The sequence below is a fragment of the Dictyobacter vulcani genome (assembly GCF_008974265.1).
GTDB classification, from domain to species: Bacteria; Chloroflexota; Ktedonobacteria; order Ktedonobacterales; family Ktedonobacteraceae; genus Dictyobacter; species Dictyobacter vulcani.
Genome location: NZ_BKZW01000003.1, coordinates 464,372 through 486,308, shown reverse-complemented (window position 1 = coordinate 486,308; position 21,937 = coordinate 464,372). Strand labels below are relative to the sequence as shown.

At 49.0% G+C, this 21,937-nt stretch carries 17 protein-coding genes; 9 read left to right on the top strand and 8 right to left on the bottom strand.

The window, feature by feature from the left end; genetic code table 11:
• Nucleotides 1–131: 131 nt before the first annotated feature.
• Nucleotides 132–2,900 carry a S53 family peptidase gene (locus KDW_RS26245; protein WP_151758880.1) on the bottom strand — a complete coding sequence of 923 codons (2,769 nt, stop codon included), beginning with the start codon at nucleotides 2,898–2,900 and terminating at the stop codon, nucleotides 132–134.
• A gap of 552 nt (nucleotides 2,901–3,452) precedes the next feature.
• Here KDW_RS26245 and KDW_RS26240 point away from each other — a divergent pair.
• On the top strand, nucleotides 3,453–5,267 hold the full coding sequence (locus tag KDW_RS26240) for an ATP-binding protein (RefSeq protein ID WP_151758879.1): 1,815 nt from the start codon (nucleotides 3,453–3,455) through the stop codon (nucleotides 5,265–5,267).
• Between the two features lie 48 nt (nucleotides 5,268–5,315).
• Here KDW_RS26240 and KDW_RS26235 read toward each other — a convergent pair whose 3' ends face one another.
• Together KDW_RS26235 and KDW_RS26230 are read right to left on the bottom strand one after the other, a co-directional pair.
• On the bottom strand, nucleotides 5,316–6,230 hold the full coding sequence (locus KDW_RS26235) for an aminoglycoside phosphotransferase family protein (RefSeq protein WP_162005624.1): 915 nt from the start codon (nucleotides 6,228–6,230) through the stop codon (nucleotides 5,316–5,318).
• 370 nt (nucleotides 6,231–6,600) lie between these two features.
• Nucleotides 6,601–7,767, bottom strand: a complete 1,167-nt coding sequence (locus KDW_RS26230; RefSeq protein ID WP_151758877.1) for a permease — start codon at nucleotides 7,765–7,767, stop codon at nucleotides 6,601–6,603.
• A gap of 372 nt (nucleotides 7,768–8,139) precedes the next feature.
• Between KDW_RS26230 and KDW_RS26225 the strand changes: the two genes are divergently transcribed.
• Nucleotides 8,140–9,096, top strand: a complete 957-nt coding sequence (locus KDW_RS26225; protein ID WP_151758876.1) for a CHAP domain-containing protein — start codon at nucleotides 8,140–8,142, stop codon at nucleotides 9,094–9,096.
• 152 nt (nucleotides 9,097–9,248) lie between these two features.
• On the opposite strand, the gene KDW_RS26220 is transcribed toward KDW_RS26225, so the two are convergent.
• From KDW_RS26220 to KDW_RS26210, 3 genes are all read right to left on the bottom strand, one after another.
• The gene (locus KDW_RS26220; RefSeq protein ID WP_151758875.1) at nucleotides 9,249–10,112 is read right to left on the bottom strand and encodes an SDR family oxidoreductase; all 864 of its coding nucleotides are present in this window, start codon (nucleotides 10,110–10,112) and stop codon (nucleotides 9,249–9,251) included.
• 262 nt (nucleotides 10,113–10,374) lie between these two features.
• A complete protein-coding gene (locus KDW_RS26215) occupies nucleotides 10,375–10,701 on the bottom strand; it encodes a hypothetical protein (RefSeq protein WP_151758874.1) in 327 nt (108 codons plus the stop codon).
• 176 nt (nucleotides 10,702–10,877) lie between these two features.
• Complete coding sequence (locus KDW_RS26210) at nucleotides 10,878–13,844, bottom strand: ATP-binding protein (RefSeq protein ID WP_151758873.1); 2,967 nt, start codon at nucleotides 13,842–13,844, stop codon at nucleotides 10,878–10,880.
• Nucleotides 13,845–14,023: 179 nt separating this feature from the next.
• On the opposite strand from KDW_RS26210, the gene KDW_RS26205 reads away from it, so the two are divergent.
• Nucleotides 14,024–14,599 (top strand): GNAT family N-acetyltransferase, encoded by a 576-nt coding sequence (locus tag KDW_RS26205; RefSeq protein WP_151758872.1) that lies wholly within the window; start codon nucleotides 14,024–14,026, stop codon nucleotides 14,597–14,599.
• A gap of 282 nt (nucleotides 14,600–14,881) precedes the next feature.
• Nucleotides 14,882–15,145: a hypothetical protein gene (locus KDW_RS32010; RefSeq protein ID WP_162005623.1), complete on the top strand. Its 264-nt coding sequence runs from the start codon at nucleotides 14,882–14,884 to the stop codon at nucleotides 15,143–15,145.
• Nucleotides 15,146–15,390: 245 nt separating this feature from the next.
• On the opposite strand, the gene KDW_RS26195 is transcribed toward KDW_RS32010, so the two are convergent.
• Nucleotides 15,391–15,663 (bottom strand): alpha/beta fold hydrolase, encoded by a 273-nt coding sequence (locus tag KDW_RS26195; protein ID WP_151758870.1) that lies wholly within the window; start codon nucleotides 15,661–15,663, stop codon nucleotides 15,391–15,393.
• A gap of 402 nt (nucleotides 15,664–16,065) precedes the next feature.
• Here KDW_RS26195 and KDW_RS26190 point away from each other — a divergent pair, with 402 nt between their 5' ends.
• The gene (locus KDW_RS26190) at nucleotides 16,066–16,572 is read left to right on the top strand and encodes a nitroreductase family protein (protein ID WP_151758869.1); all 507 of its coding nucleotides are present in this window, start codon (nucleotides 16,066–16,068) and stop codon (nucleotides 16,570–16,572) included.
• Nucleotides 16,573–16,684: 112 nt separating this feature from the next.
• Here KDW_RS26190 and KDW_RS26185 read toward each other — a convergent pair whose 3' ends face one another.
• Nucleotides 16,685–17,830 carry a hypothetical protein gene (locus KDW_RS26185; protein WP_151758868.1) on the bottom strand — a complete coding sequence of 382 codons (1,146 nt, stop codon included), beginning with the start codon at nucleotides 17,828–17,830 and terminating at the stop codon, nucleotides 16,685–16,687.
• Between the two features lie 532 nt (nucleotides 17,831–18,362).
• Between KDW_RS26185 and KDW_RS26180 the strand changes: the two genes are divergently transcribed.
• The 4 genes from KDW_RS26180 to KDW_RS26165 all read left to right on the top strand — a co-directional run bounded on the left by KDW_RS26180 (nucleotide 18,363) and on the right by KDW_RS26165 (nucleotide 21,927).
• Complete coding sequence (locus KDW_RS26180) at nucleotides 18,363–19,001, top strand: hypothetical protein (protein WP_151758867.1); 639 nt, start codon at nucleotides 18,363–18,365, stop codon at nucleotides 18,999–19,001.
• A gap of 344 nt (nucleotides 19,002–19,345) precedes the next feature.
• Nucleotides 19,346–19,756: an IS200/IS605 family transposase gene (gene tnpA, locus KDW_RS26175; RefSeq protein WP_151755659.1), complete on the top strand. Its 411-nt coding sequence runs from the start codon at nucleotides 19,346–19,348 to the stop codon at nucleotides 19,754–19,756.
• Nucleotides 19,757–19,782: 26 nt separating this feature from the next.
• Nucleotides 19,783–21,297 carry a zinc ribbon domain-containing protein gene (locus tag KDW_RS26170; protein ID WP_151758866.1) on the top strand — a complete coding sequence of 505 codons (1,515 nt, stop codon included), beginning with the start codon at nucleotides 19,783–19,785 and terminating at the stop codon, nucleotides 21,295–21,297.
• Between the two features lie 162 nt (nucleotides 21,298–21,459).
• Complete coding sequence (locus KDW_RS26165) at nucleotides 21,460–21,927, top strand: hypothetical protein (RefSeq protein WP_151758865.1); 468 nt, start codon at nucleotides 21,460–21,462, stop codon at nucleotides 21,925–21,927.
• Nucleotides 21,928–21,937 lie beyond the last annotated feature (10 nt).

The following is a 21,937-nucleotide window of genomic DNA, read 5'->3' as shown; positions in this document are numbered from 1 at the left end:
AAAAAATCCTCTGCTGCAATGAAAGCATAACACACAGAAACAAGTACAGACAACATAATGCTAACGTGCTATATAAGATTGATGACTACCCACCAATCTCACATAGCAAAGAAATTATCCTGCGTGTGGCTTTAATCCTCTCTGCGGACATTAGCTACTGGCAAGACATTGATGGTATCGATGGTGAGATTGTTCAAGGGATAATTATCTTTATCCACATTCAGATAGATAGCACTGGTAATTGATGGCAATCCTCCACTGCTCAGAGTACCAGTAATAAAGATGGTTGGCAGGCTTTGTCCTACTGCGAGTTGTGTAATACCGGTATAGGTCGCGAAAAAGATGATCGGACTAGTGCTTGAAGTAGTGGTGACCTGCCAGTTGGTGCCAGTAATGCTCAGGTTACTATACCCGATGGGGAGGACACCAGTCAGGTGCAACAATTGGCTACCAGTATTAAAAGGCTGGGTTCCCACATTGCTAACGGTCAGCGTTGAGGTTACCGACTGACCAACATGAAAGATGTTTCCGGCATGCGCTAATTGAAACTGCAGATTCGGTAAACCCGGTGGTAATGGCTGGATTGTCAATGGAATCAACGTGACAGGAATAAGCGTCTGCACTGGTAGAGGTGTAATGGGTGCAGGTGCTGCAGTTGTCACGAATGTATCGGTGGCCAGATTATTAGCTGCCTGCCGATCAGCTGGAGTCAGTATCACGGCTGTATCAGTAATAGCAACGCCTACAGCTCCAGTCACGGTACCCGTCAGCAGAATCTGCGGTAGCGTGGTCCCTGGAAGCACTGGATAGGTACCCACATACGTTGCAAAAATCAAGACCGGACTGACCGATCCTGTCGTTATGATTGACCAATTGGTGCCGCTCACCGTCACATTTTTAAGACCAACTGGTAGTACCGCCTCCATACTAATGCGGTTAGAGGCTGCTACAGGCCCCGAGGTCAGCAGACTTGAAATCCGAATCTGCTCATTGAATGTTTGTCCAATACCGAGCGTTGTACCGCCTGCATGTATTTGCTGAATAAACAGATCAGGCAATGGCTGTGGGGTCGGTGAGGTTGGCGTTGGACTTAACCTCGGTGTTGGACTTGGTGTCGGCGTTGGACTTGGTGTCGGCGTTGGACTTGGTGTCGGTGTTGGACTTGGTGTTGGCGTTACTATACCGGCCAGGTCGCGAGCAATATTCCAGACATTTGGTGTACCGATACCGGTAGGGAGATCATAGTTAGGGGCAGCCGGATAATACAGGTTATCACCTGTGGTAATATCGTGGAATGGCGGAAATGTTTGTGGATTATTGTAGAGTTTATACAATGGCACGTGAGCATTGCCCAGCACAGGCTTGTTATGATCATCCAGATATTGATTAATATCAGTCGCGATGCCAGCCCAGAGGGGAGCAGACGCGCTGGTCCCACCTACCGATAACCAACCCGAACAATAGGGATCACCAACGGCTGTACAATAGACAGAGTAGCCTGTAGCTGGATCAGCATTGCCTGAGATATCAGGCACCATGCGGTTGGCATTGGTCAGGTTGATACCGGTCTGATAGCTCGGTCGAGTAAAGAACGAGCTGATACCACCACCACCACCCAGGCTAGCATTAGCGCTGCTCCAGGCTGACTCACTCAAGTACGTTCCTCCTGTACCCGTAGTCAGACGAGTCCCACCAACGCCAACCACATATGGATCGCTGGCCGGTGAATCTACAGCCAGGAGCGTAGGGTTACCACGACAGTCAAATGCTCCAGTATCACCGCTGGCGGCAAAAAAGGCCTGTCCTTGTACGGCCCCTTCCGCAAAAATATTACTGAGCGCCCCCAATTCCGCGTTCCCAATCGATGGTTCACATAACCCCCAGCTGGTCGAGGTGACTCTGGCAATGTCATCAGTTACAATCCGATTATAGGTATCATTAACGCCAATAAAAGAATTAGGCCCGATATAAATCTTCTGGTCAGCATTTGGCGCGAGCGCTGACACAACCTCCATATCCAATGCTACTTCAGTGGCAGAACCATCCGGAGTGTTCGTGGCCCCATCCACCAGCACATCCGAGTATCTTGCTGGTCCCAGACTGTAATTGCTGAGGTATGTGTCGATATCAGAAGGTTTATAACCATCTAATTCAAAGATGGCGACGGTCTGACCGGCACCAGAGTAGCCGGCGCTGATTAACGGGGTAACGTTATAGGCAGTGCGGAGTTCATTGGGCGTATAGCCTCCACCAGGACCAACCAGCGGCTTGATGGTTTTGTGGAGCGCAGGACGATGGTGGTCCTGAGGAATATTGTTCAGTCCCCCAATACTCTGGATGATAGGAGCAAGATAATCAGGTATGGAAGGCTCATTGGTAGGTGCGAAAACTGTGCGGTTAAGGTAGGCAAAATCATGGATCATGGCCTTAAAAGTTTTCTGCGCCTGTCCCACAGTTCCAGTAATGTTAATAAATAAGTGATTGGGAGAGATTGAGTTAATCGTGAACCCCTGACTTTGCAAGAAGACAATTACCGCATCCACAGCAGGCTGGGTCTGACCAAACTGGCTGGCAAATTCCTGGGGCGTCAGATACTGTTGATAGTAGGGAGAGGTAGGATCGGTTTGGTTTGTCAGCAGTGTCTTCAAAGCCGCCTGATTGCGTAAGGTAAGGCCAATTGATAAACGAAGGATATTGCTCTCAGCGGTCACATGTCCGCTGAGAGCATTCTTTAAAGTTGGAATCATATGGCCCGGTAGGATGTGGTATGTGGCACGTGTGTTCCGGCTTGCGGCAAGCGTGGGTGTTGTGTTATGGACTGTGCCTGCTGTCATTACTGCCAGTATAACGACTAACAGTACCAGCGCACAGTGAAGAAAACGTTGTTGTATGTTTTTCAAGTGTACCTCCAGGAGATGTAGTAAATTGTCAGGAACAACAATCTAATCCCACCTGCCATCCTTGCTACATCCCTATAGGAGAATATTCGGTGATCCATGTTGATCAATTGTAAATTTTGTATTCACCACTATGTTCATAAAAGTTAACTATTTACACAGCAAAGCAGGCCTGCGTTTCATGATGAAATTATCTTACTTTAAGCTTACAACGCCGAAAAAATAGATCATACAAATATAAAAAATTTAATGAAGACGACCTTTTATCAAGGAGCGGGTAGAGAGAGGAGAGGAGTAAGGAGATAGCTGGAACAGATCACGTCATAAAAAAACTTTTATGGCGAGAAGCTATGCGTTATGCCAGATCAATATACTGAGAGTCGCCTGCTAACTTGTAGTATAATCGGTAAAATAATTCATTAAATACAAAAACAGTTTTTATATTTAATATATGGCTCTGCTTGCTGTATAAGGTCACGATATTCTATACTATGGCAATTAAATAATTTCTACTTATTATGTATGCAGCATACCCATTGGCCGAGGATATAAAGAATGATGCCAGAGCAAAAAACACCAGAAACACAGAAGATTGTCAGAAGGAAAAAAGATTTTTGTAGCGTTTTTGGTTCTATTAATGAATGCGCATTCATCTACAACGAGTACGGTCAGATTGTTTTAGCGAATCCGGTCGCGATCAGTCTGCTAGGTTTAAGTTCCACGACTACGAGGGTCAGCCATCCTTACTCCGAGTATATCCACTTGTTTGATGAGGTATCCGGCCAACCATTTCCCCTGGCAGGTCATGCAGATCCTCTGGCTGAAGCACTACGAGGCACGGCAACCGCTCCAATAGAAGCGCATGGGGTGCTTCTCCAACAGCCAGACGGCCAGATGCTCCGGGTAGATGTGTATTGTGCACTGATACCTGATAATCAAGAATCACCACACACAGCAATCTGCATTATTCACCAGGCTCCTCTCTCAGAGGCAGGAAATAAAAAGCCGCAACAAATTATTCAAGCGCTCCTGGCTTTAATGGGTTTGTTTCCAATTAACGATGAGAGAAATGAAGAGACACAATTGGCGGCAGAGATGCTTATTTCACCTGATATGCAGATGATTACGCAATCGATCATTGACCTCCTGCGCTCGCAACTCGCATCTGATCATGCGTGGCTCCTGACGATAGATGCCGCGCATGATCAAGTCCAGTTTATCGCGATGAGCGGATCTACGCCTGAGCAGGCAATGCTACCCCAGCAATCAACCACCACCACGTCCATTTCTGACTTCATTGGCCCACAGTTTTTAGCTCAGCTCATGATGCAAGAAATCCTGGTCCTACCGCGTAAAGATATTCATATTCAGACAGCGTTGCAGTCTGATACTGGACCCGAGACATTTCTCTGCTTGCCGCTATTTGTGTTTAATCATGTGATTGGCTGCCTGGTACTGGCCAAAAGTGGCAATGACATCAATTACTCTGAGGGTGAGATTGAACTCGTCAAGGCCATGTCCATGCTGATTACACTGATCCTGAAGCAGTTCCATTTATATACACAACTCTCGCATACACAAGCTCGGGAACAGGCATTGAACGAAACCTATCAGCGCATGAACGAATTTTTGGATTTAGCCAGTCACGAGTTGTGTACTCCGTTGACAATTTTGATGGGAAATCTACAGCTAGCTCAACGCCGCCTGCAACGAGGTACGATGCCTACCAGCAATGAGCAATGGGATATCTATCAAACAAATATTCAACAAACATTAGAAAACGCACTGCAAGGCGCACGTATCCAGGAGCGCATGATCCATGATATGCTGGATGATTCGCGCATTCAAACCAATACACTGACCTTAAATATGCGTCACTGTGATCTTCAGGAGTTGGTATCGGCAGCCATAGCAGAGCAACAAATAGTTACCCCCGAGCGTGTCTATAAATTCAAGACGGCAAATCCTGATTATCCCTACAAAGTCGTAGCCGATCCGGCACGTATCCGGCGCGTGGTGAATACCTTTTTGCGCCAGGCCCATGCGTATTCGCCGGCGGATCGACCAGTTACGATCCGTCTGAGTATCGAAGGCTCAATGGCTCAGGTAGCTGTCCAGGATCAGGGCTGGGGTATTCCTGAAGAGGAACAGGAGTTGATCTGGGAACGCTTCTATCGCTCAACCGGTGTCACCGTCCAGAATGAACTGGACCTGAGCCTGGGACTTGGACTTTACCTCTGTCGCGCCTTCGTTGAATTCCACCATGGCATGGTTGGCGTGGTCAGCCATCCACAGCAGGGAGCAACCTTCTGGTTCACCATTCCCATGGTCACGCAAGAACTCGCTCATTTTTCCTGGACCGATTTCTGATCGCCACGCCAATATATCACGCCGCTATCCTCGATAACCTTACGTTGCTCAGCCTTTGAGTTGGGCTAGCAGCTCAGCGGCAGCGATGATTTGCCGATCAAAGGCCGTAGGGAAACCCGGTTCTTTAGCGTCCCACAGGACAGAAAGAACTGCCTGGGACAGGGCCCAGCCGCGAATGCGTTCGCGCTTACAGTCAAGCTCAGCAGCGAGCTGATCCACACGGCGTGCCATTACCCGCAATGGTTGAGGGGCATCAAACACACGCTGAAGTTCGTTGCGCAGCAGTGAGCCAGTCTCATAGGCGGGTTCACCAATCACTCCCTTGGGATCAATCGCCAGCCATGGAGCACGTTCAGCGGACAAGATATTTTCCTGATGGAGATCCCCGTGAAGTACTACCAGTTCCGTCTGACTGGCAGCAAGCTCGGCAAAGAGAACACAGGCTTCGTCAAGCAATTTCGATGGGATTGGACTGCTATTCTGAGCATAGGATGCACGCGCAGTCGCCAACGCACGTCCCCAATCCTGAATGGTAGGGAATGGATGCTGTGCTGGCACTGGATGTCGAATCTGACGCATCACAGCAGCAGCCTGCGAGAAGGCCTCTTCATCATCCTCTACTGTACTCAACATTACACCAGGCTCCAGGCGCTCAAGCAGCATCGTTTCATCCTCTTCATGATAATCAAGCAGGCGTACCATCCCATGTCCATTACAGATTCGCAGAGCTGCATGCTGCAGTGCGAACTCATCACTGGGTAAACACACCTTGATCACAACGGCTGTACCATCTGCACGCCGAGCAGGTGCGACATAATTAAATGATAGATTGAATGGCTGCTCGATCGTCAGATTCCAGCGTGCTTCACTATTTTTCAACGCAGCATACAGACGCTCAATCCCACCATTGCCAGTCGCATCACAGCTCTGGCTGGCTCTATACGTAAAATTGTCGGGCATCATAAACATATCAGCTCTTCTCTCCTATGCGTTGACTGCATATATCATGAGTATTTTTTATCAGAACAGAAAAAGTTGAGAAAAAGGCAGAAGGAATCTGCATAGAGGGGGCTGGAGGAGCACGTGGAGAGGAATATGAACAAACATATTGTCCATATAACAGGAAAACGGTGGATGTAAGCCAGCACCAGCATATCTCACCCGCACTACTACAGGTAAGTGAAACGTGACTAATTACATGAACAATGAAGCGGCGTCAATACTTTGTGTACACACTTTTCTCCATAGCATAATCACTACAACTATTTTAACAGCTCAAAAATATGTATGCAAGCAAGTTCGTATACAGATTTGCCAGCGCTCAGGTGGCTATTTACATGTGGGCGTGCTGAGACATATCTTGCTCACTGGATGCATTCATCATTTTGAGCATCATCCGACCACCAGTGCGCAAGAAGCGGATCACGAGCAGTACAGCGATAAGCAAAAAGATAATATTAAGTATAGTGGTGTAGTTCCACTGGATACCTTCACTCATAGCAGTTATATTACGGTTCTCGGGAATAATGCCCAGAGCAGCAAACAGGAACTCGACGATATAGCCAGCAGCAGCCATGGTGAGATAAAAGGTAATCAGAATATAAACCATCATCTTCCAACCATAGTATTTACGATAGATATCGAGGAGCGGCAGAATGATCAGGTCAGCGAAAATAAAGCTGACAACACCACCAAAGCTAATTCCACCCTTCCAGAGCACGGCCGCCAGCGGGACATTGCCAACGGAGCAGACAAAACTAAAGATGGCAACCAGCGGCCCGAGTAATGGGCCTTCGATTCTGGCCAGCGTCGGATTATTGGAAAAGAAAAAGGCCTGCCAGAAGGTCTCTGGGACCCATGCCGCCAGAGCCCCTGCAATCAACAGACCTAGCAGGATATCTACCCATACAGATGCCCAATCCATCACAAAGTAGTTACTTACTGCTGTGAATCCTTTCCCACTGAATAACTTCTGCCAGAAGGTGCCTCCTGAGACACTCATGTCCATGGCGGCATGCCCTTCCATTTTTCCTATCATCCCCTTCTCAGCCTGTGTTTTCGCTTGTTGGACCAGCCGTGGCGTCAGGGTAAGCCGAAAAATGACGGCAATGATGATAACCATCAACAGGCCACCAACATATTCTGCCAGCGCAAACTGCCAGCCCATCAGAACAAACAGGATAATACCCAGTTCGATAACCAGGTTGGTTGAAGCAATCTCAAAAACCATGCCAGAGGTAAAGCTGGCACCTTTTTGGAAGATAGAGCGCGCCAGCGCGACCGCCGCATATGAACAAGAACTGGACGCGATTCCAAATAATGTCGCAAACAAGACATTCTTCGGAGAATCGCCCCCCAACGTTTTTGCCAGTGCCTGATGTGATACCACAGCCTGTACAATACCCGAAAGCGTAAAACCCAGAATAAGAGGCCAGAGTATTTCCCAGAACATACTAAAAGCCATAACTAATGCGTCAGCAAGATGTTGCAATATAACCATCTGATATGCACCTTTCATATGACAAAACACATGCTAGCTAATAATTAAAACAATAGGATTATACTTTCTACATACCCATACCCCCTGGGTATGGGTATGTAGAAAGTATAATCCATAGTGCTACCAACTGTCAAAGGGGTGTTACAACTACTCAGCACTGCCACTTCTTCTACACCGGTACTGCAGTCAAATTCATCCTCAAGAAACAAGTGCTGGATGGCATTATTTCTTAACCACCACTAGATACATGGTCCTGTTATCTATGCATTTCATTGATCAGCGTCAGCTTATTTATATACACTTGTATTATTCTATTAAAATCCACCTATCATACTCACGTATGTTCAATATTTCGTAGGGAAGGTCGCATCCATGTTTTTGAAGGAAAAGTCCCATTCCATATCTTCGACAGAAGCAGTTACAAATACGGCTTTAACTCCTGAAGTAGACCCTCAGGATAAGCAGGAGACGCCATCAATACCAGATACTGAACACACAGCAGGAGCGCTTGTACCAGCTACCAATGAACATCAGGAATCAACTGCTGACTCTACCACTCACGTTCAACAGCCCCCCATCTTGATTCCCTCCACAGGTAAAAAGAGTACAGGAACCATGCGACCGCCTGAAGGGCGGCGCCTGATCATTAATATTAGCGCCGCTGTTACGCTCCTGATAGTGCTGGTTGGTGTATTAGCGGCTGTATTACCCACGCAAAATGGCAACGCAAACGGGCTTTTGCGTCTTATCCAGCCTCAAACGAACTCGGTCTCCGTACATGATAATCAAACTGCTCTGATTGCGGCACAAGCAGCAACTGCGACCGCGGTGATGAAGGATGGCTATGATGCTGGCGGTAATGTTACCTATGCCGGCGTGAATAGAGACTATACGTTGAGCAATGGACAGAGCACGTTGGATATTGCAACTGGTGGCTCACAGGCCGTGACAGCCGCAGCGGGCGGTCAGGTGTCTGCGGCTAATCTGGTCATTCACGCCACCCCCGGTCAATGTACCTACTGGGCCCAATATCGCTACTGGCAGTTAACAGGCTATGAGGTACCCTGGTCTGGCAATGCTGCCACCTACGCCTATCAGGCTCCCCTCTACGGATGGATCAATTCATATACACCAGTATTGCATTCCATTATTGTATTGCAACCTGGAGTGCAAAATGCTGGTGCAGGAACCGGCCACGTTGGTATCGTTGAAGGCATCAATGCTGATGGATCGCTCAACGTTTCTAGCTGGAATGTTGTAGCTCCTGGTGTCTTATCATATAATACCTATCATGCAGGGCCCGGCGTCAGCTTTGTTTATCACCCTTAATATCCTTTTATAAATCCTGATTGACTCTCCCTCCTCCATTTTGAGGCGGGAGAGTTGCTCCTGCAAGAATAGATTGGATCAATGATGATTGCTCAACTTCCCACAGGTTTTCTGCATATCATCATGATAAACGCCAGAGGCGCGGAGACACTTTAGTTTTCTCCCAGGCGGGATCCGAATAATTTCACCATGTTGTCCCCGGTAGGATCTGTATATTTTTGTGCCACCAGACCTTTGACAAGGTCGGATGTAGCATAGCGGAAATGCGGGGTATCTTCGGTTGCGGCCTGGATGATGATGTCTGCAATCTGGTCTGGGGTTTGTCCCATAGATGCGAAACGCTCCTGCGAACCTCCCATGTAGACTTCAAGCATCGATCCATAGACTCCTTGCAGTTCAGCCGTTGGCGTTGCTGATGTCGCCCTCACCGCTGCCACAAAGTTCGTGTTCACAGGACCCGGCTCGATCACGGCGATATCGATCCCCAGACGTTGGGCAACCGGGGCCAGACTTTCCATCAAACCTTCAACAGCAAACTTGGCGGCACAATAGGCATCGTTGAATGGCTGCCCGATGATGCCACCAACACTGGAAACTGTCAGGATGCGACCCGAACCAGCTGCGCGCATAGCCGGAAAAACAGCCTGGGTCATACGCCAGACCCCAAAAAAGTTCACTTCCATCGTGCGCCGTAAATTTTCCTCTGAAGTCTGTTCCAATGTCCCCAGGTAGCCTGCACCAGCATTATTTACCAGTAGATCAATATGACCATATGTCTGTAACACCTGCTGCACACAATTCGCCACCGACGCAGCATCCTGTACATCCAGTGTACGCAGATCAATAGTCACGCCGGCTTCACGAGCACGCTCTTCCAGCGAACTGGCCTTTTGTATATCCCGCATCGTCGCCACCACGGTAAAACCATGCTGCGCCAGCAACACAGCGCTACTCAAACCAATCCCCGACGACGTCCCGGTCACCAGTGCCACCTTCCCATTCGGTTCTGAACTCATAGCAATATCCTTCTATCCCTTTACAAGGATGGTATCCAGTCGTGTTTAGCAATGCCTGGTTACTTGACACAGAGCATCAAATCAACAGCGCAGAAATAGAGCTGTTTCTTTCAACACGTACTGTATCGCTAAAAAGTCTATATGGAAATGTTGGTACGCAAAACTATATTGAGCCTGCGCCAAAAACAGAGTATATATCAAACACAGGTTCTCAAAAACAGTCATGGATATGGCATAGAAAAGCTGTCTCGGAACAGGAGGGCTATTTAATTTTATCGATGGCGACTACAGCAATAATAAAGATGGCCAGCGCAGCTGCACAAAAACTGATCCATCCACCAGTTCCGCCAACAATACTCAGGCAGATAAAAGCCAGAGCAATCAAGGCCAACAGGGACATGCCAAATGCGATCAGGCGCAATACGTTCTTGTTATCAGGGGCTGAAGGATAGAGCTTTCCAGCCGCTCCACCCATGGATTGATGTTGATAAGGACGCTCATAATGTTGCTGGCTATATGCTTGTTCTCCCGGGTATCCATCATATATCGAGCTAGAATCTGATTCGCTGGCTTCTCTTGGTGGCATCATAATAGCTTATTCCTCCTGGTAGCTGGAGCTATATTGTTCTGTATATCCACTTTAGATACGTATAAAATCATGCAAGGTTGTATATAAAATTTATACACACTACTAGCAGTAAAGCTACTTGTTTCGTCTGAAGAAAGCATATACGATATCAGTAGAAATTTGCCTCATCCTACCGGTTAATTAGAGTGGATGATAACATCAGGAGCATCCGGAGTAACTGTGAACAGAGTAGCCAGTTTCGTGAGCGAGCTGGCCTGGAGAGCCTCCGGAACAAGCTGACTTCCAGCTAACCATGCGGCCTGAAATTCTTCCTGACTCAGTTTCGCGCGAGCCTGTTCCAAAGCCTTAAGATAAGCACTTCTATAAACTGGTGGTAGCGGAGCTACGATCTGGGCTCGCCAGGTTGCGGCGATACCCCAACACTGGACAGCGTGGCTCACTTCTTTTTGCGTCACCAGGATCTGTCCATAGCCTTCGAGGCAGAGCGCAGCAAGTTCTTTGCCTTTGAGGACAGATATGTATTCCCAGGCTTGATGATAGCAGGCGCGCGCCCCTTCTCTATCTCCCTGACGGGTCTTAATACGCGCCAGGGCAACCAGGGTTTCCGCGCTCCCATGGCGCTCATTGAGATCCTTAAAAATCTGGCTGGCCTCTTCCAGAATGATCAGTGCCTGTTCCGTATTACCTGCAACATGATGCAATTGTCCAAGTAAGACCATGACCAGCGCAACCAGCCTTTTATTGCCTACGGCACTGAAAAGTGCCAGGCTTTCTTCAGCAAACTCTTTAGCCCTGGCTGGATCCTGTCCAGCCAGAAAGAGGGTAGTAGCCATATCAAGTAATGGATAAGCCGTGCCATAGTGTTCACCTAAGGCTTCGTAGACAGCTAGCGTTTCCTCTGCCAGGGAAAGAGCATGCTGATAGCTTCCTTGAATATAGGCAATCTGTACCAGGGCTTCACGTGTCGAGGCACAGCGGCGTTTATTTCCCAGTTCACTATAGAGAGTCAGCGCTTCTTCAAGTAAACGACGGCTCACTTTATAATTATCCTTGACCATCGCCAGATTGCCCTGCAGACGTAGAATATTGGCCATAGATTCTTTGTCGCCACTCTCACGGAACAGTATCTGACCTTCACGTAAGAAGTTTTCGGCACGCCCGGTCTCATTTTGTAGGAGTGCCATAAAGCCAGCGTTATGCAGGGTCTGCGCCTTCAGGATTGGCGATATCCCCTCACTGGCTGCCAGAGCCTGGTCCAGAAAGGCCGAGCCTTCGGCAAAATAACAGCGAATCTCCCAGAAACGCATCAATGTCGAGCAGAGTTTCATCGCCTGCTCGATGTGCTCAGGAGTATGGGCTGTTGTTCCCAGCAACCATCTGAGGGCAACGCGTACATTTTCATACTCATGATCAAGTTGATCCAGCCAGAAAACCTGTTCAGCCCCGGTCAATAATGGTGAAATTCTTGTGAGCCAGGATAAGATATACTCGCTCTGGGCCGCCTGCGTGGCCTCTAGCTCTCCAGTTGTCGCCAGGCGTTCCAATCCATATTCATGCAACGCCTGCAACAACCAGTAACGCGGACCAGCATGGCCATCCTCTGAACGCCGCACCACACTTTTATCAACAAGACTATCCAGGATATTGAGAATTTCCATCTTCTCAATCGGACTGACAGCGCTACAGATATGTTCGGCCGCCTCCAACGTTATACCACTCATACATACTGCGATCCGACGAAAGACGCTCTGCTCATCCGCCTCTAGCAGATTATAACTCCACGCAATCGCGGCCCGCAGGGTCTGCTGGCGCTCTGGCACATCGTGAGCTTTGCCTCGTAAGAAGATGGTGCCCTGTTCCAAACGGGACAGTAAATGCTGCGGGGTAAAATATCTGGCCTGCGCGGCCGCCAGTTCTATCGCCAGGGGAATACCATCCAGGTGTCGGCAAATCTTGATAATGGCAGGTGCATTATCCTGGTTAAGTTCAAATGTGGACTGTACCGCTTGCGCTCTCTGCACAAACAGGGTAATTGCTTCAAAACGCTGCAAGGATGCTATGTCCACTGCCTGTGCTGAGGCAGGTAATAACAATGGCGCGAGTTCAAAAAGGTGCTCAGCCTGGAGGTGCAGCATGACGCGACTGGTGATCAGTATTTTGAGCTTTGGACAACTCGCCAGCAGGTCAGCAATGATTAACCGCGCCGGCAACACATGCTCAAAGTTATCCAGCAGCAGGAGCAAAGACAGCTCACGCAGGACCTGCTTGAGCTGTTCAGTCAGCGTACGATGAGCATCTTCCTGCACACCGAGTGCCTGCGCAATCGCGAAAAGCACCTCATCAGCATTCCTGACACGATCAAGAGCGACAAAGCAGATCTGTCCCGCAAAGGTGTCTTCCAACTGGCTGGCTACCTGAAGGGCCAGGCGTGTCTTGCCCACGCCAGCGGTTCCGATCAACGTCAGCAGGTGAATATCTGGACGTTGTAATTGTTGGGTCAGACCTGTCAGTTCCTGTTCGCGCCCCACAAATGCGGAAGATATCGGGGGAATATTTTGTAGCGAGCGACGAGGGCCCTGGGTAGCAGGACGAGGAAAAGTAGCAGGGAGATGCGGCATCAAAAGTTGAAATAGGCGGCTGTGGCCAGGAATATCTTTGAGCCGATATTCGCCGAGATCCTCTACGCTTAATTCAGCGGGAAGATCATTGACAATCAGGTCGCGGGTACTCTCTGAGAGAAGCACCTGCCCACCGTGGGCCGCACTCATAATACGAGCGGCATGATGCACATCCAGTCCAATATAGCCTTCTTCGACCTCCTGTAGCTCTCCAGTATGAATCCCCATACGTATGCGCACAGTAACGTCCTCGGGCCATTGCGCAGTGTGCAGAGATCGCTGGGCGGTCGCGGCTGCATTGATCGCATCCTGGGCGCGCTCAAACACCACAAAGAAGGCGTCACCCTGCGTATCCACTTCATAGCCATGCTGTTCCGCAAAGGCAGCCCGCAACAAACGCCGACTCTCACGCAACACATCGGCATAACGGCTCCCCAATCTTTGCAGGAGACGGGTTGAACCCTCAATATCAGTAAAAAGGAGTGTTAAGATGCCACTAGGAAATCGCCGCATAGCCTTGTTCATCGCTTGTCTCCAATAAAGTCATTTTTCCCTTTCATAAATAATATCACAGTATTGGAATATACTATCGCTCACATGATCACAAGCTTTACTCGGATACTAATTCTCTACAAACAGAAACATACGGTTGCGCAACAGGCAGTCATCAATTAGAATAGGCACATAATTATAGAGGAGTTTATATGAGCAACGTAGCATTAAAGATACCGGTCGATGATGAGATCGAGTTACGTCTGAACGAGGCACATTATACGGACGAATATCTGGCTCTGACCCTGCGTAATCTCGAATATTTACAAGAATGGATGGCATGGGCTGCTTTTGAGCAAACGCACGCGTCAATGCAGGCCTATATGAAAGGCAGTATGCAACAATTTGTGGACGGGACAGCGCTGCCGACAAATCTCTGGTATCGTGGACAACTGGTCGGATCCATTGGCTATCCCAGAATAATTCGCGAGAAGTCGGTGGGGGAAATTGGCTACTGGCTCTCCCAGGATATGCAGGGCCGTGGCATCATTACCCGCGCCTGTAGAACACTCGTCACCTATGGTTTCCAGGAATATGGTCTCAACAAAATAGAGATTCGGGCCGCCGTAGGCAATAAGCCCAGTCGGGCCGTAGCCGAGCGCCTGGGCTTCACGCAGGAAGGGATATTACGCCAGGTCGATGAACGGCTCCATGAGCCCATGACATGGTTTTCTATGTATGCTCGCCAGCGAGTGGCCCCCGCAATAGCCCCCATTCCAAAAAAGTAGAAGTTCCGGCAACCTCAGTAAAAATATTGAGCCGACGCCAACCAATCTACCCGTGCGCAGTTACAATCTTTTATAGAAGTTCAGCACCAGTTGATTGAACTCCACGGGTTTCTCCATGTTCAAATGGTGCGCAACTTCTGGTAGAACAATCTTTTGGGCTCCTTTGATCTGTTCTGCGAGGATCTCACCTATTCCAGGATCAACAGGTACATCTTGTCGCCGACCAAATCAGTGTGGTACACTAATTTCAGTCAGCCGCGTGATTGCTGGAGGATCAATTGTTTGTGCTGGCGCTGCGGCAGGATCGTTGGGAAGTGTCCAATTGTGCTGGCACATCGCCAACCGTTCAGCACTGACAACTTCAGGCGTTCTGCAGCCTTCCAAGTGCCAACCGATCAAGAACGCGCACATCCTGCGCCGCTCCTCAAGCGACTGTTCCCTGCCGATGATCCACCCCCAATCACACTACACCCGGCGCCGACAGCAATCCATGTGGATCACAATAGTCAGCGCTGTTCAGGATCAAGCGCGTTGCCAGATCGTTAAGCTGTCACTATCGGCCGCAGAGTTGTCATAGAGAACCAGATCAGAATGCGCGCACATCCAATGCGTCAAAGGCTTCGCTAAGGGACAAATGTTCCTCTAATGACTCGTATGTATCCAGCTCCCAAAATCAAAGCCACTTACACCCGCGAAACGAGGACAGGGCATCCACCATTTTGGATTTCAAAGGTAAAATCAACGCGTTAGAGCTCCACCGGATAAGCCAAGCAAGTATGCATGCTCAATTTCTAAAAATTGTAATAACCATAGAGATCCTGCCAGTCAGCATAGCGTGGCGTATCGGTTTTGACAACGGCGGAATTGCCATAACCACGCAGGTCATAACGGACCACTTTATAAGATTGGGCCAGTGCCTCGAATTGATCATCCCAGAGTTTTCTATGTGAATAACCACTATGCATTAAAACCAGCGGCTGACCCTGACCCGCAACTTCATAAAAGATACTTGTACCATTTACATTCGCCAGCCCTGAGTAAAATTGATCTCTTGCTCTCGACATGCGATATACTCCTTATTCATAATCAATCTGATACTTCTACTAGCTACTTACTATTTATGACACTATTTATAAGTAGTATACTAGATTACTACCAGATAGATCATTACACATTTATTTTCCTGCCATAAACATCTATTCATTGTTATCGGCCAGGAGCTTTGATAATCTGATAAAGAGTATTTCTCTTATGGAGGCACATATGAATAACACTTCAATTAATCAACTCGTTCATACTTACATTGAAGGATGGATCGCAGGCGATCGAGAAAAGATCCTGAGTACACTTGATACAGATTATTTCTCTTGCTATCTAACTGCATGATATGCTAAAGATATAGATGAATTCCTTGATAATCCTATCAGGAAATAGCTCCGCGAGTAATACATAAAAGGTGATCAATCATGGAAGTATTTGACGCGATTCGTACGGTTCTGGCTGTCCGTCAATTTCAGGACAAGCCGATTCCAGAGGACATTATTCACGAAATCGTCGAAGCAGGACACTTGTCCGCCAGCAGTATGAACGGACAACCCTGGCACTTTATTGTCGTGCAGGATAAAGAGACATTACGCCAGCTTGCACCACTGGCCCGCACTGGTCCGTATATTGCACAGGCACCAATGGCAATTGTGGTTGCGATGGAACATAGTCCGTTTGCGATCTCAGATGGCAGCCGAGCGATCCAGTCAATGATCCTGACCGCCTGGGCACGCGGCATCGGATCCAACTGGGTCGGCTTCGATAATCTGGAACAGGTTCGGCCATTACTCGATATCCCAGAAGACATCAATGTCCTTGCGGTCCTCCCTTTCGGCTATCCTGTCTCAGCTACCAGTAAAGGAGCCAAGAAAAGGAAACCCTTAGGTGAGATCGCTCACAGTGAGCGCTGGAATCAGCCTTTCGCCTAAAAACATCATGTGAATTCGGCCGAAATATTGAAAGGGTTATCCCGACAATAGGGATAACCCTTTCGTGTGGCGCTTAAATGTGGGTACATTTAAACGTTACAGGCTTCCATGGCTATTTTTGTTTGGTGGGTGTGATCTGGAAGACGCAGTGTCCAGTATGGGTCTGACTACTACATTCAACTTCACGAATATACCACTGCTGTTCTTGTTTGGTCAGCCGGAGTATCAGATCAAAGGAGGATTGCCAGGTACCACATAAAGGCTGGGTCGCCCCGATAACGCTATAGGCAAAGATGTTGCTATAGAAGGCAAAGATAAACGAGCCATCCTGTAACCGCTTCCACTCAGTCAGCTTTTCTCCGCGTCGACTATCAATCTCGTTCGTCATAATATTGAGCAGAGCACGCATGGTCAGGTCTGGCCCAATAACTTTGGGAATCTGTTGCATGAAAAAGATCAAGACAGCCTTTTGGAGCGCGTCTGCTTCAACCTGGTTGGCCCAGTGATAGATCTGCTGGATGGGATTACGTGGATTAGAATACATGACGGCACGCATCAATAGTGAAAAATATTCGGGCGGAATGGTAAATTGATCTACGGCCGGTGGCCAGTTCTCTTCCCTGATATATTGGGCTAAACCCACGTCCCGTAAGAGATTATCCCATTGCTCTGCAGGAATTACCAGTCGCGCGGCCTTCAATTGGTAATATAAATGCGAAGAAAACGAGCGCTTCGTGCGCGTCACCCGCGGCTGAAATCCATACTTTGGCAATGTATCCATGACGATTGTTTTTTCAGCCTGTTTCAAGGAAATAGCGGCCGAGGGCATCAACTGCCAGATACGCTTGAGCACAGCACTATTTTGCTGCGAAAAAATGTGGGTCGTAGGTGAGACCAGCGTTTCCGCGCTCAAGATCAGGCCATCACTGAGAAAAAATGAAGAGAGTTCCACAACAGGAGTTTCATATTGCAGTTCCTGCCTCAGGCGTTGCATAAAACGTCCAAACAAAGGCGTGGTCATATCTTCACTCTGACCAATCAGAATTGCCAGAGGCCAGAAGCGTTCCTTTATATAGCGATCAAATGCCTGATAGCTGGTGGTGGTTACAATGGCTCGCATACCTGCCAGTGTCAACAGGGATGCTAATTTTTGTGAACGAACCTCATTTGTATCAATGATTAAAAGGACATGTTCTTGCGCACTTTTTAACACATCAGAAGGCTTACTGGATGATGGCTTACCCTGGCCAAATAACATAATTATGGATATCCCTTTCTCATTGGATACAACGGGCCAAATACAGAATGATTTTTCAAGCAGGAGATAACATAGCTCCAGATTACGTTGTCAGAGCTCAAAGAGGAGATATACTATGTAGGAAACCAAATACATAGGATAAAACACTTCAGATGATTAACTCTGGGCAAATACTTTTCTAAAGCTATATTATGAGTGGGCTATAAAATAGCATATCATAACCATAATGAGAGGTAAACAAGTAGGGAATTTTTTGCTAGGTTACATAACCATAAATAAATATTTCCACGCCCTTATTTCAGCAAAAATAGGTGTCTGGATAGCTCAGGACCACACTCGGGCACTAAAGCGCCCATACTTCTTTTAAGTGTGATGTAAATTTTGCGCCTCGCGCAAAATTTACATCACACTTAAAACCCTTGGAGTGCCAAAGGCGCGAAAATAACGCCAGGCGGATCACGAGTTTCATAGCAATCAAACACTATCTTATGAGTAATTTTTGATGATCTGTGAAAAAGATTATAGTGTATGTATGAATAGCGAGCAAAAGTATTATCAACATGTGGTACAATCAATACTATTGTATGAAGAGGAGAGCGCTGAAATGCCCGAAGTAAAGCTGCAACGGGACGAGGTGTTGACGCTGCTGGAGGAGCTAGGAGCCGAACTGGCCGAGCGCGGCATTGATTCACCGGTCCAGATTATTGTGTTTGGTGGCGTCTATATGTTGATGCAGATTGGCAATCGCCTCTCAACCCATGATGTAGATATCGTTCCGCTCGCAAGCAGCACTGATCCTCAGCAGGAAACAAGACGACAAAAGATTTTCAAGCAGGCCAGCAATGCCGTCGCGTCCCGTCACAATCTGCCGCGCAACTGGATCAATGATGATGGCGCGCTCTTTGTCGAAGAGATTATTCAAAAAGGTGAGTTGGTCCGTTGGAAGACCTTCCAGATGCTGGAAATCTGGCTACCCGAACTCGCCTGTATGCTGGCCCTTAAATTAACGGCCTTCCGGCCATTACAAGATATGGATGATACCCTCCATCTCTGTCAGGCCCTCAATGTCACCAGCGCCGAAGAGGCCCAGGCCATCCTTGATCGCTATGTTCCCACTGCCTGGCAGGAAGAAAATCTGGTTGATGAGACACTGATGGATCTATTTGGATGAGATATCGATCAATCCTAAACCTCATTCCTCGCGGCTAGTAATCTGTCAGACATCATGTGATGGGGAGGCGGGGATGCCAGGGGCGGCGAGCCTTGACTGGGGGATCGGGGGCTGTGCCCCGGCATCTCTCCCCCCCTCATGCCGCCCGCGTAGCGGGCGCACAACTCATCACACGAAGTTTGACAATGTACTAGCTCCGCTTACACGATTGATCAGCATGCTCTTGACATAAGCGTAACCCGCCGCAAGCCGCTGTGGTTTGAACCCAGGCGGATAGGCGGGTTTCTCGTGGGCTTTAGCCCTCGCTTGTTGCAATATCGTCTTTTCTCCTGTATACTGCAACAATGGAAAAGACGAGTACATTGCAGTATCAGCGTGACGAGCACCGCGTCCATCTTATTGTGTATCATCTCATCTGGTGTCCTCGTCGTCGCAAAGCCATTCTTACGGGTCCCATCAAAGAACGGTGTCAACAGATACTCGAAGAGAAATGTCTGGAAAAAGGGTGGAGTATTCTCACCCTGGCGATTCAACCTGACCATATTCATCTTTTTATCCGCGTCTGGCCTTCTGAAAGTGCCGCTGATGTGGTGAAAGAACTTAAGGGCATCACGTCCTTTCATTTACGAAGGGAGTTCGCCCCTATCATGAAGAAAATGCCTTCGACCTGGACCCGTTCCTATTTTGCCAGCACGGCTGGTGCAGTGAGTGCTGAGACCATTCAACACTATATCAATGCGCAAAAAGGAATCTAGCGGGGAGGAAGGGAGGGAGTCATCGCATGGCAAAGGCAACGAAAACCATCACACAAGCAATGCAGTATCCATCCCGGTATGCTGCCTGGTTTACGACCACCCAGGCATTGTTCAACACAGTGGCTTCCTTCTACTTTGAGGTCATCACAGCTCACGAGCAGGTGCTGTTGCTTTCCTCACACAGAGCCTTGCATGCCCTTGAGACATTGACCCATGCGACGGAAGAAAACCCCGATCCGGTGATGCCGCTCGATGCCATTGCTCCTCAGGTTCCTGCCCTCTTTCGCCGTGCCGCTATTCACGCAGCTCTTGGCTCCGCCCATGCCTTTGAGACGAGCTTGCAGAAGTGGCGTGCGCGCAAAGAGAAAGCGGCCCTCAAAAAGAAGCGTTTCACCGAGCACCCACCGGTTCCCCCGCGGACCTGGAATCGGTCGCCGACGTTCTACAAGGGCCAGTGGAAAGGGCGCACTGCGTCCTCCATTCTTCTCAAGCTCTGGACAGGGGCGAGGTGGATCTGGGTCAACGTTCGGCTCTTGAGCCGTGACTTGCCCGATGGCTATGAGCCGGGGAGTCCGTCGCTGGTTCGCCATGGCTCACATTGGCGGTTGCATACCCCGGTCGAAAAGACCTTCACCAGTCCGGGGAAGGTGGCTGTGCAACTGGCTCATGCCCAGACACGCATCTGTGCCATTGATCTCAATCTCGACCATCATCTGGCGGTCTGTACCATCCAAACAGCCGACGGCTCGACCGTTGCCACCACCTTTCTCAGTGGCGGCAAACGCGTAAATGGCCGTAGGAAGTGGCTGCTTGGACGGATCGCCCGCAACCGTCGTAAGACGGGTATCCTGGCCGAAAACGAACCCGATAATGTGGCATTATGGGAGAAAATCCGTCATGTGGACGAGCAGGTCGCGCACCTGATCAGTGCGCGCATTGTCCACTTTGCTCGTCAGCATCAGGCGAGTGTGCTGGTATTTGAACATCTGGGCAAGCTGAAGCCGCAAAAAGGCCGCTACAGTCGCCGAGGGAACAGCAAACGAGCCTTCTGGATGAAGGGGCGTATATTCACCAATGCCAAATATAAAGCGTGGAACGAGGGCATGATCACGAGTCGGGTGAACCCGCGCAACACGAGCCGCGAATGCGCCCGTTGTCATGGCCTGATTGTGCGCTACCATGCCAAGCAGGGGCCCGAGCCAGCAGGCTACACCCCTGGGGCACCATTGGCCTGGTGTCCTGCGTGTGGCATGAAGGGCCATGCCGATCGCAATGCGAGCGTGGTCATTGGTCAGCGTTTGCGTACACGGGTTCATCATCAGGAAAAGCCTCGCGCTCCTCTCCTGGATCCAGGAGAGAGGGATGAGAAATCATCAGGTGTTGTTCGTTCCCAAGATGCCAACAGCGAAGGTGGCCCATCACGCCGCCGAGCACGAAGGCATGGAACGGGCAAGGGGTATGGCACCACCCATGAGGATCACGCCAGGATGGTGGCGCCCTCAGCTATTCCTCGCCCATTACCTCTGTTCAGTGAGTCATAGCAACGCTATCTATCTCGAACAGTGGCGTACGCAGGAGTGGAAGAAGCCGCCGCCCCTTCAGGGCGTGCGGAGTGTCACTCTCACCTTTACTGCTACTGCAAGGTGGTAATGGTATACTAAAAAGGAAAGCCTCTTAAGGACGGGTAATGAGCCAGGATGAATATGATACTTACTTTCACAAATGAACTACATACTATCAAAGATATCTATCAAGGGATTTCTCAAGGAGACGACCCTCGCTATGCTGTGGGTGCTTTCCTTAATGATTTCTTTGATTATCACGCAGATGAGCGCCAGAGCTTGCTCGCTGATCCGATCGTTGTCGCCGCGCAACCACCACCAGAGCACTGGCAGTGGGCCCTCTTCTGCGCTGCCTCGGTCGAATATCTCTGCCAGCAATACGGACTGGACTGTCCGGCATGGGTGCATGCTCCGATGTACGATACAGCCTTAAGCGAGCCCTGGTTTTTTGTGCCAACCGCTCTGCACAATCCAGCGGTCCGTGAACGCTATGAACGCGATACCCCGACCCCTTTTACACGCCGCAATATCTTCTGCGGCTCACGTATCCTCATGCACAAAAAATCTACTTACAAAACCACTGCTCATCATATTATGCAACCTGCTTGAACAAGCACAT

Excerpts from the sequence above, each read along its gene's own strand:
- KDW_RS26205 (WP_151758872.1), top strand. The coding sequence starts at position 14,024 with ATGAGCAACGTAGCATTAAAGATACCGGTCGATGATGAGATCGAGTTA.
- KDW_RS26210 (WP_151758873.1), bottom strand. The coding sequence starts at position 13,844 with ATGAACAAGGCTATGCGGCGATTTCCTAGTGGCATCTTAACACTCCTT.
- KDW_RS26235 (WP_162005624.1), bottom strand. The coding sequence starts at position 6,230 with ATGATGCCCGACAATTTTACGTATAGAGCCAGCCAGAGCTGTGATGCG.
- KDW_RS26185 (WP_151758868.1), bottom strand. The coding sequence starts at position 17,830 with ATGTTATTTGGCCAGGGTAAGCCATCATCCAGTAAGCCTTCTGATGTG.
- KDW_RS26165 (WP_151758865.1), top strand. The coding sequence starts at position 21,460 with ATGATACTTACTTTCACAAATGAACTACATACTATCAAAGATATCTAT.
- KDW_RS26180 (WP_151758867.1), top strand. The coding sequence starts at position 18,363 with ATGAATAGCGAGCAAAAGTATTATCAACATGTGGTACAATCAATACTA.
- tnpA (WP_151755659.1), top strand. The coding sequence starts at position 19,346 with ATGGAAAAGACGAGTACATTGCAGTATCAGCGTGACGAGCACCGCGTC.
- KDW_RS26215 (WP_151758874.1), bottom strand. The coding sequence starts at position 10,701 with ATGATGCCACCAAGAGAAGCCAGCGAATCAGATTCTAGCTCGATATAT.
- KDW_RS26230 (WP_151758877.1), bottom strand. The coding sequence starts at position 7,767 with ATGGTTATATTGCAACATCTTGCTGACGCATTAGTTATGGCTTTTAGT.
- KDW_RS26225 (WP_151758876.1), top strand. The coding sequence starts at position 8,140 with ATGTTTTTGAAGGAAAAGTCCCATTCCATATCTTCGACAGAAGCAGTT.
- KDW_RS26190 (WP_151758869.1), top strand. The coding sequence starts at position 16,066 with ATGGAAGTATTTGACGCGATTCGTACGGTTCTGGCTGTCCGTCAATTT.
- KDW_RS26240 (WP_151758879.1), top strand. The coding sequence starts at position 3,453 with ATGATGCCAGAGCAAAAAACACCAGAAACACAGAAGATTGTCAGAAGG.
- KDW_RS26220 (WP_151758875.1), bottom strand. The coding sequence starts at position 10,112 with ATGAGTTCAGAACCGAATGGGAAGGTGGCACTGGTGACCGGGACGTCG.
- KDW_RS26195 (WP_151758870.1), bottom strand. The coding sequence starts at position 15,663 with ATGTCGAGAGCAAGAGATCAATTTTACTCAGGGCTGGCGAATGTAAAT.
- KDW_RS26170 (WP_151758866.1), top strand. The coding sequence starts at position 19,783 with ATGGCAAAGGCAACGAAAACCATCACACAAGCAATGCAGTATCCATCC.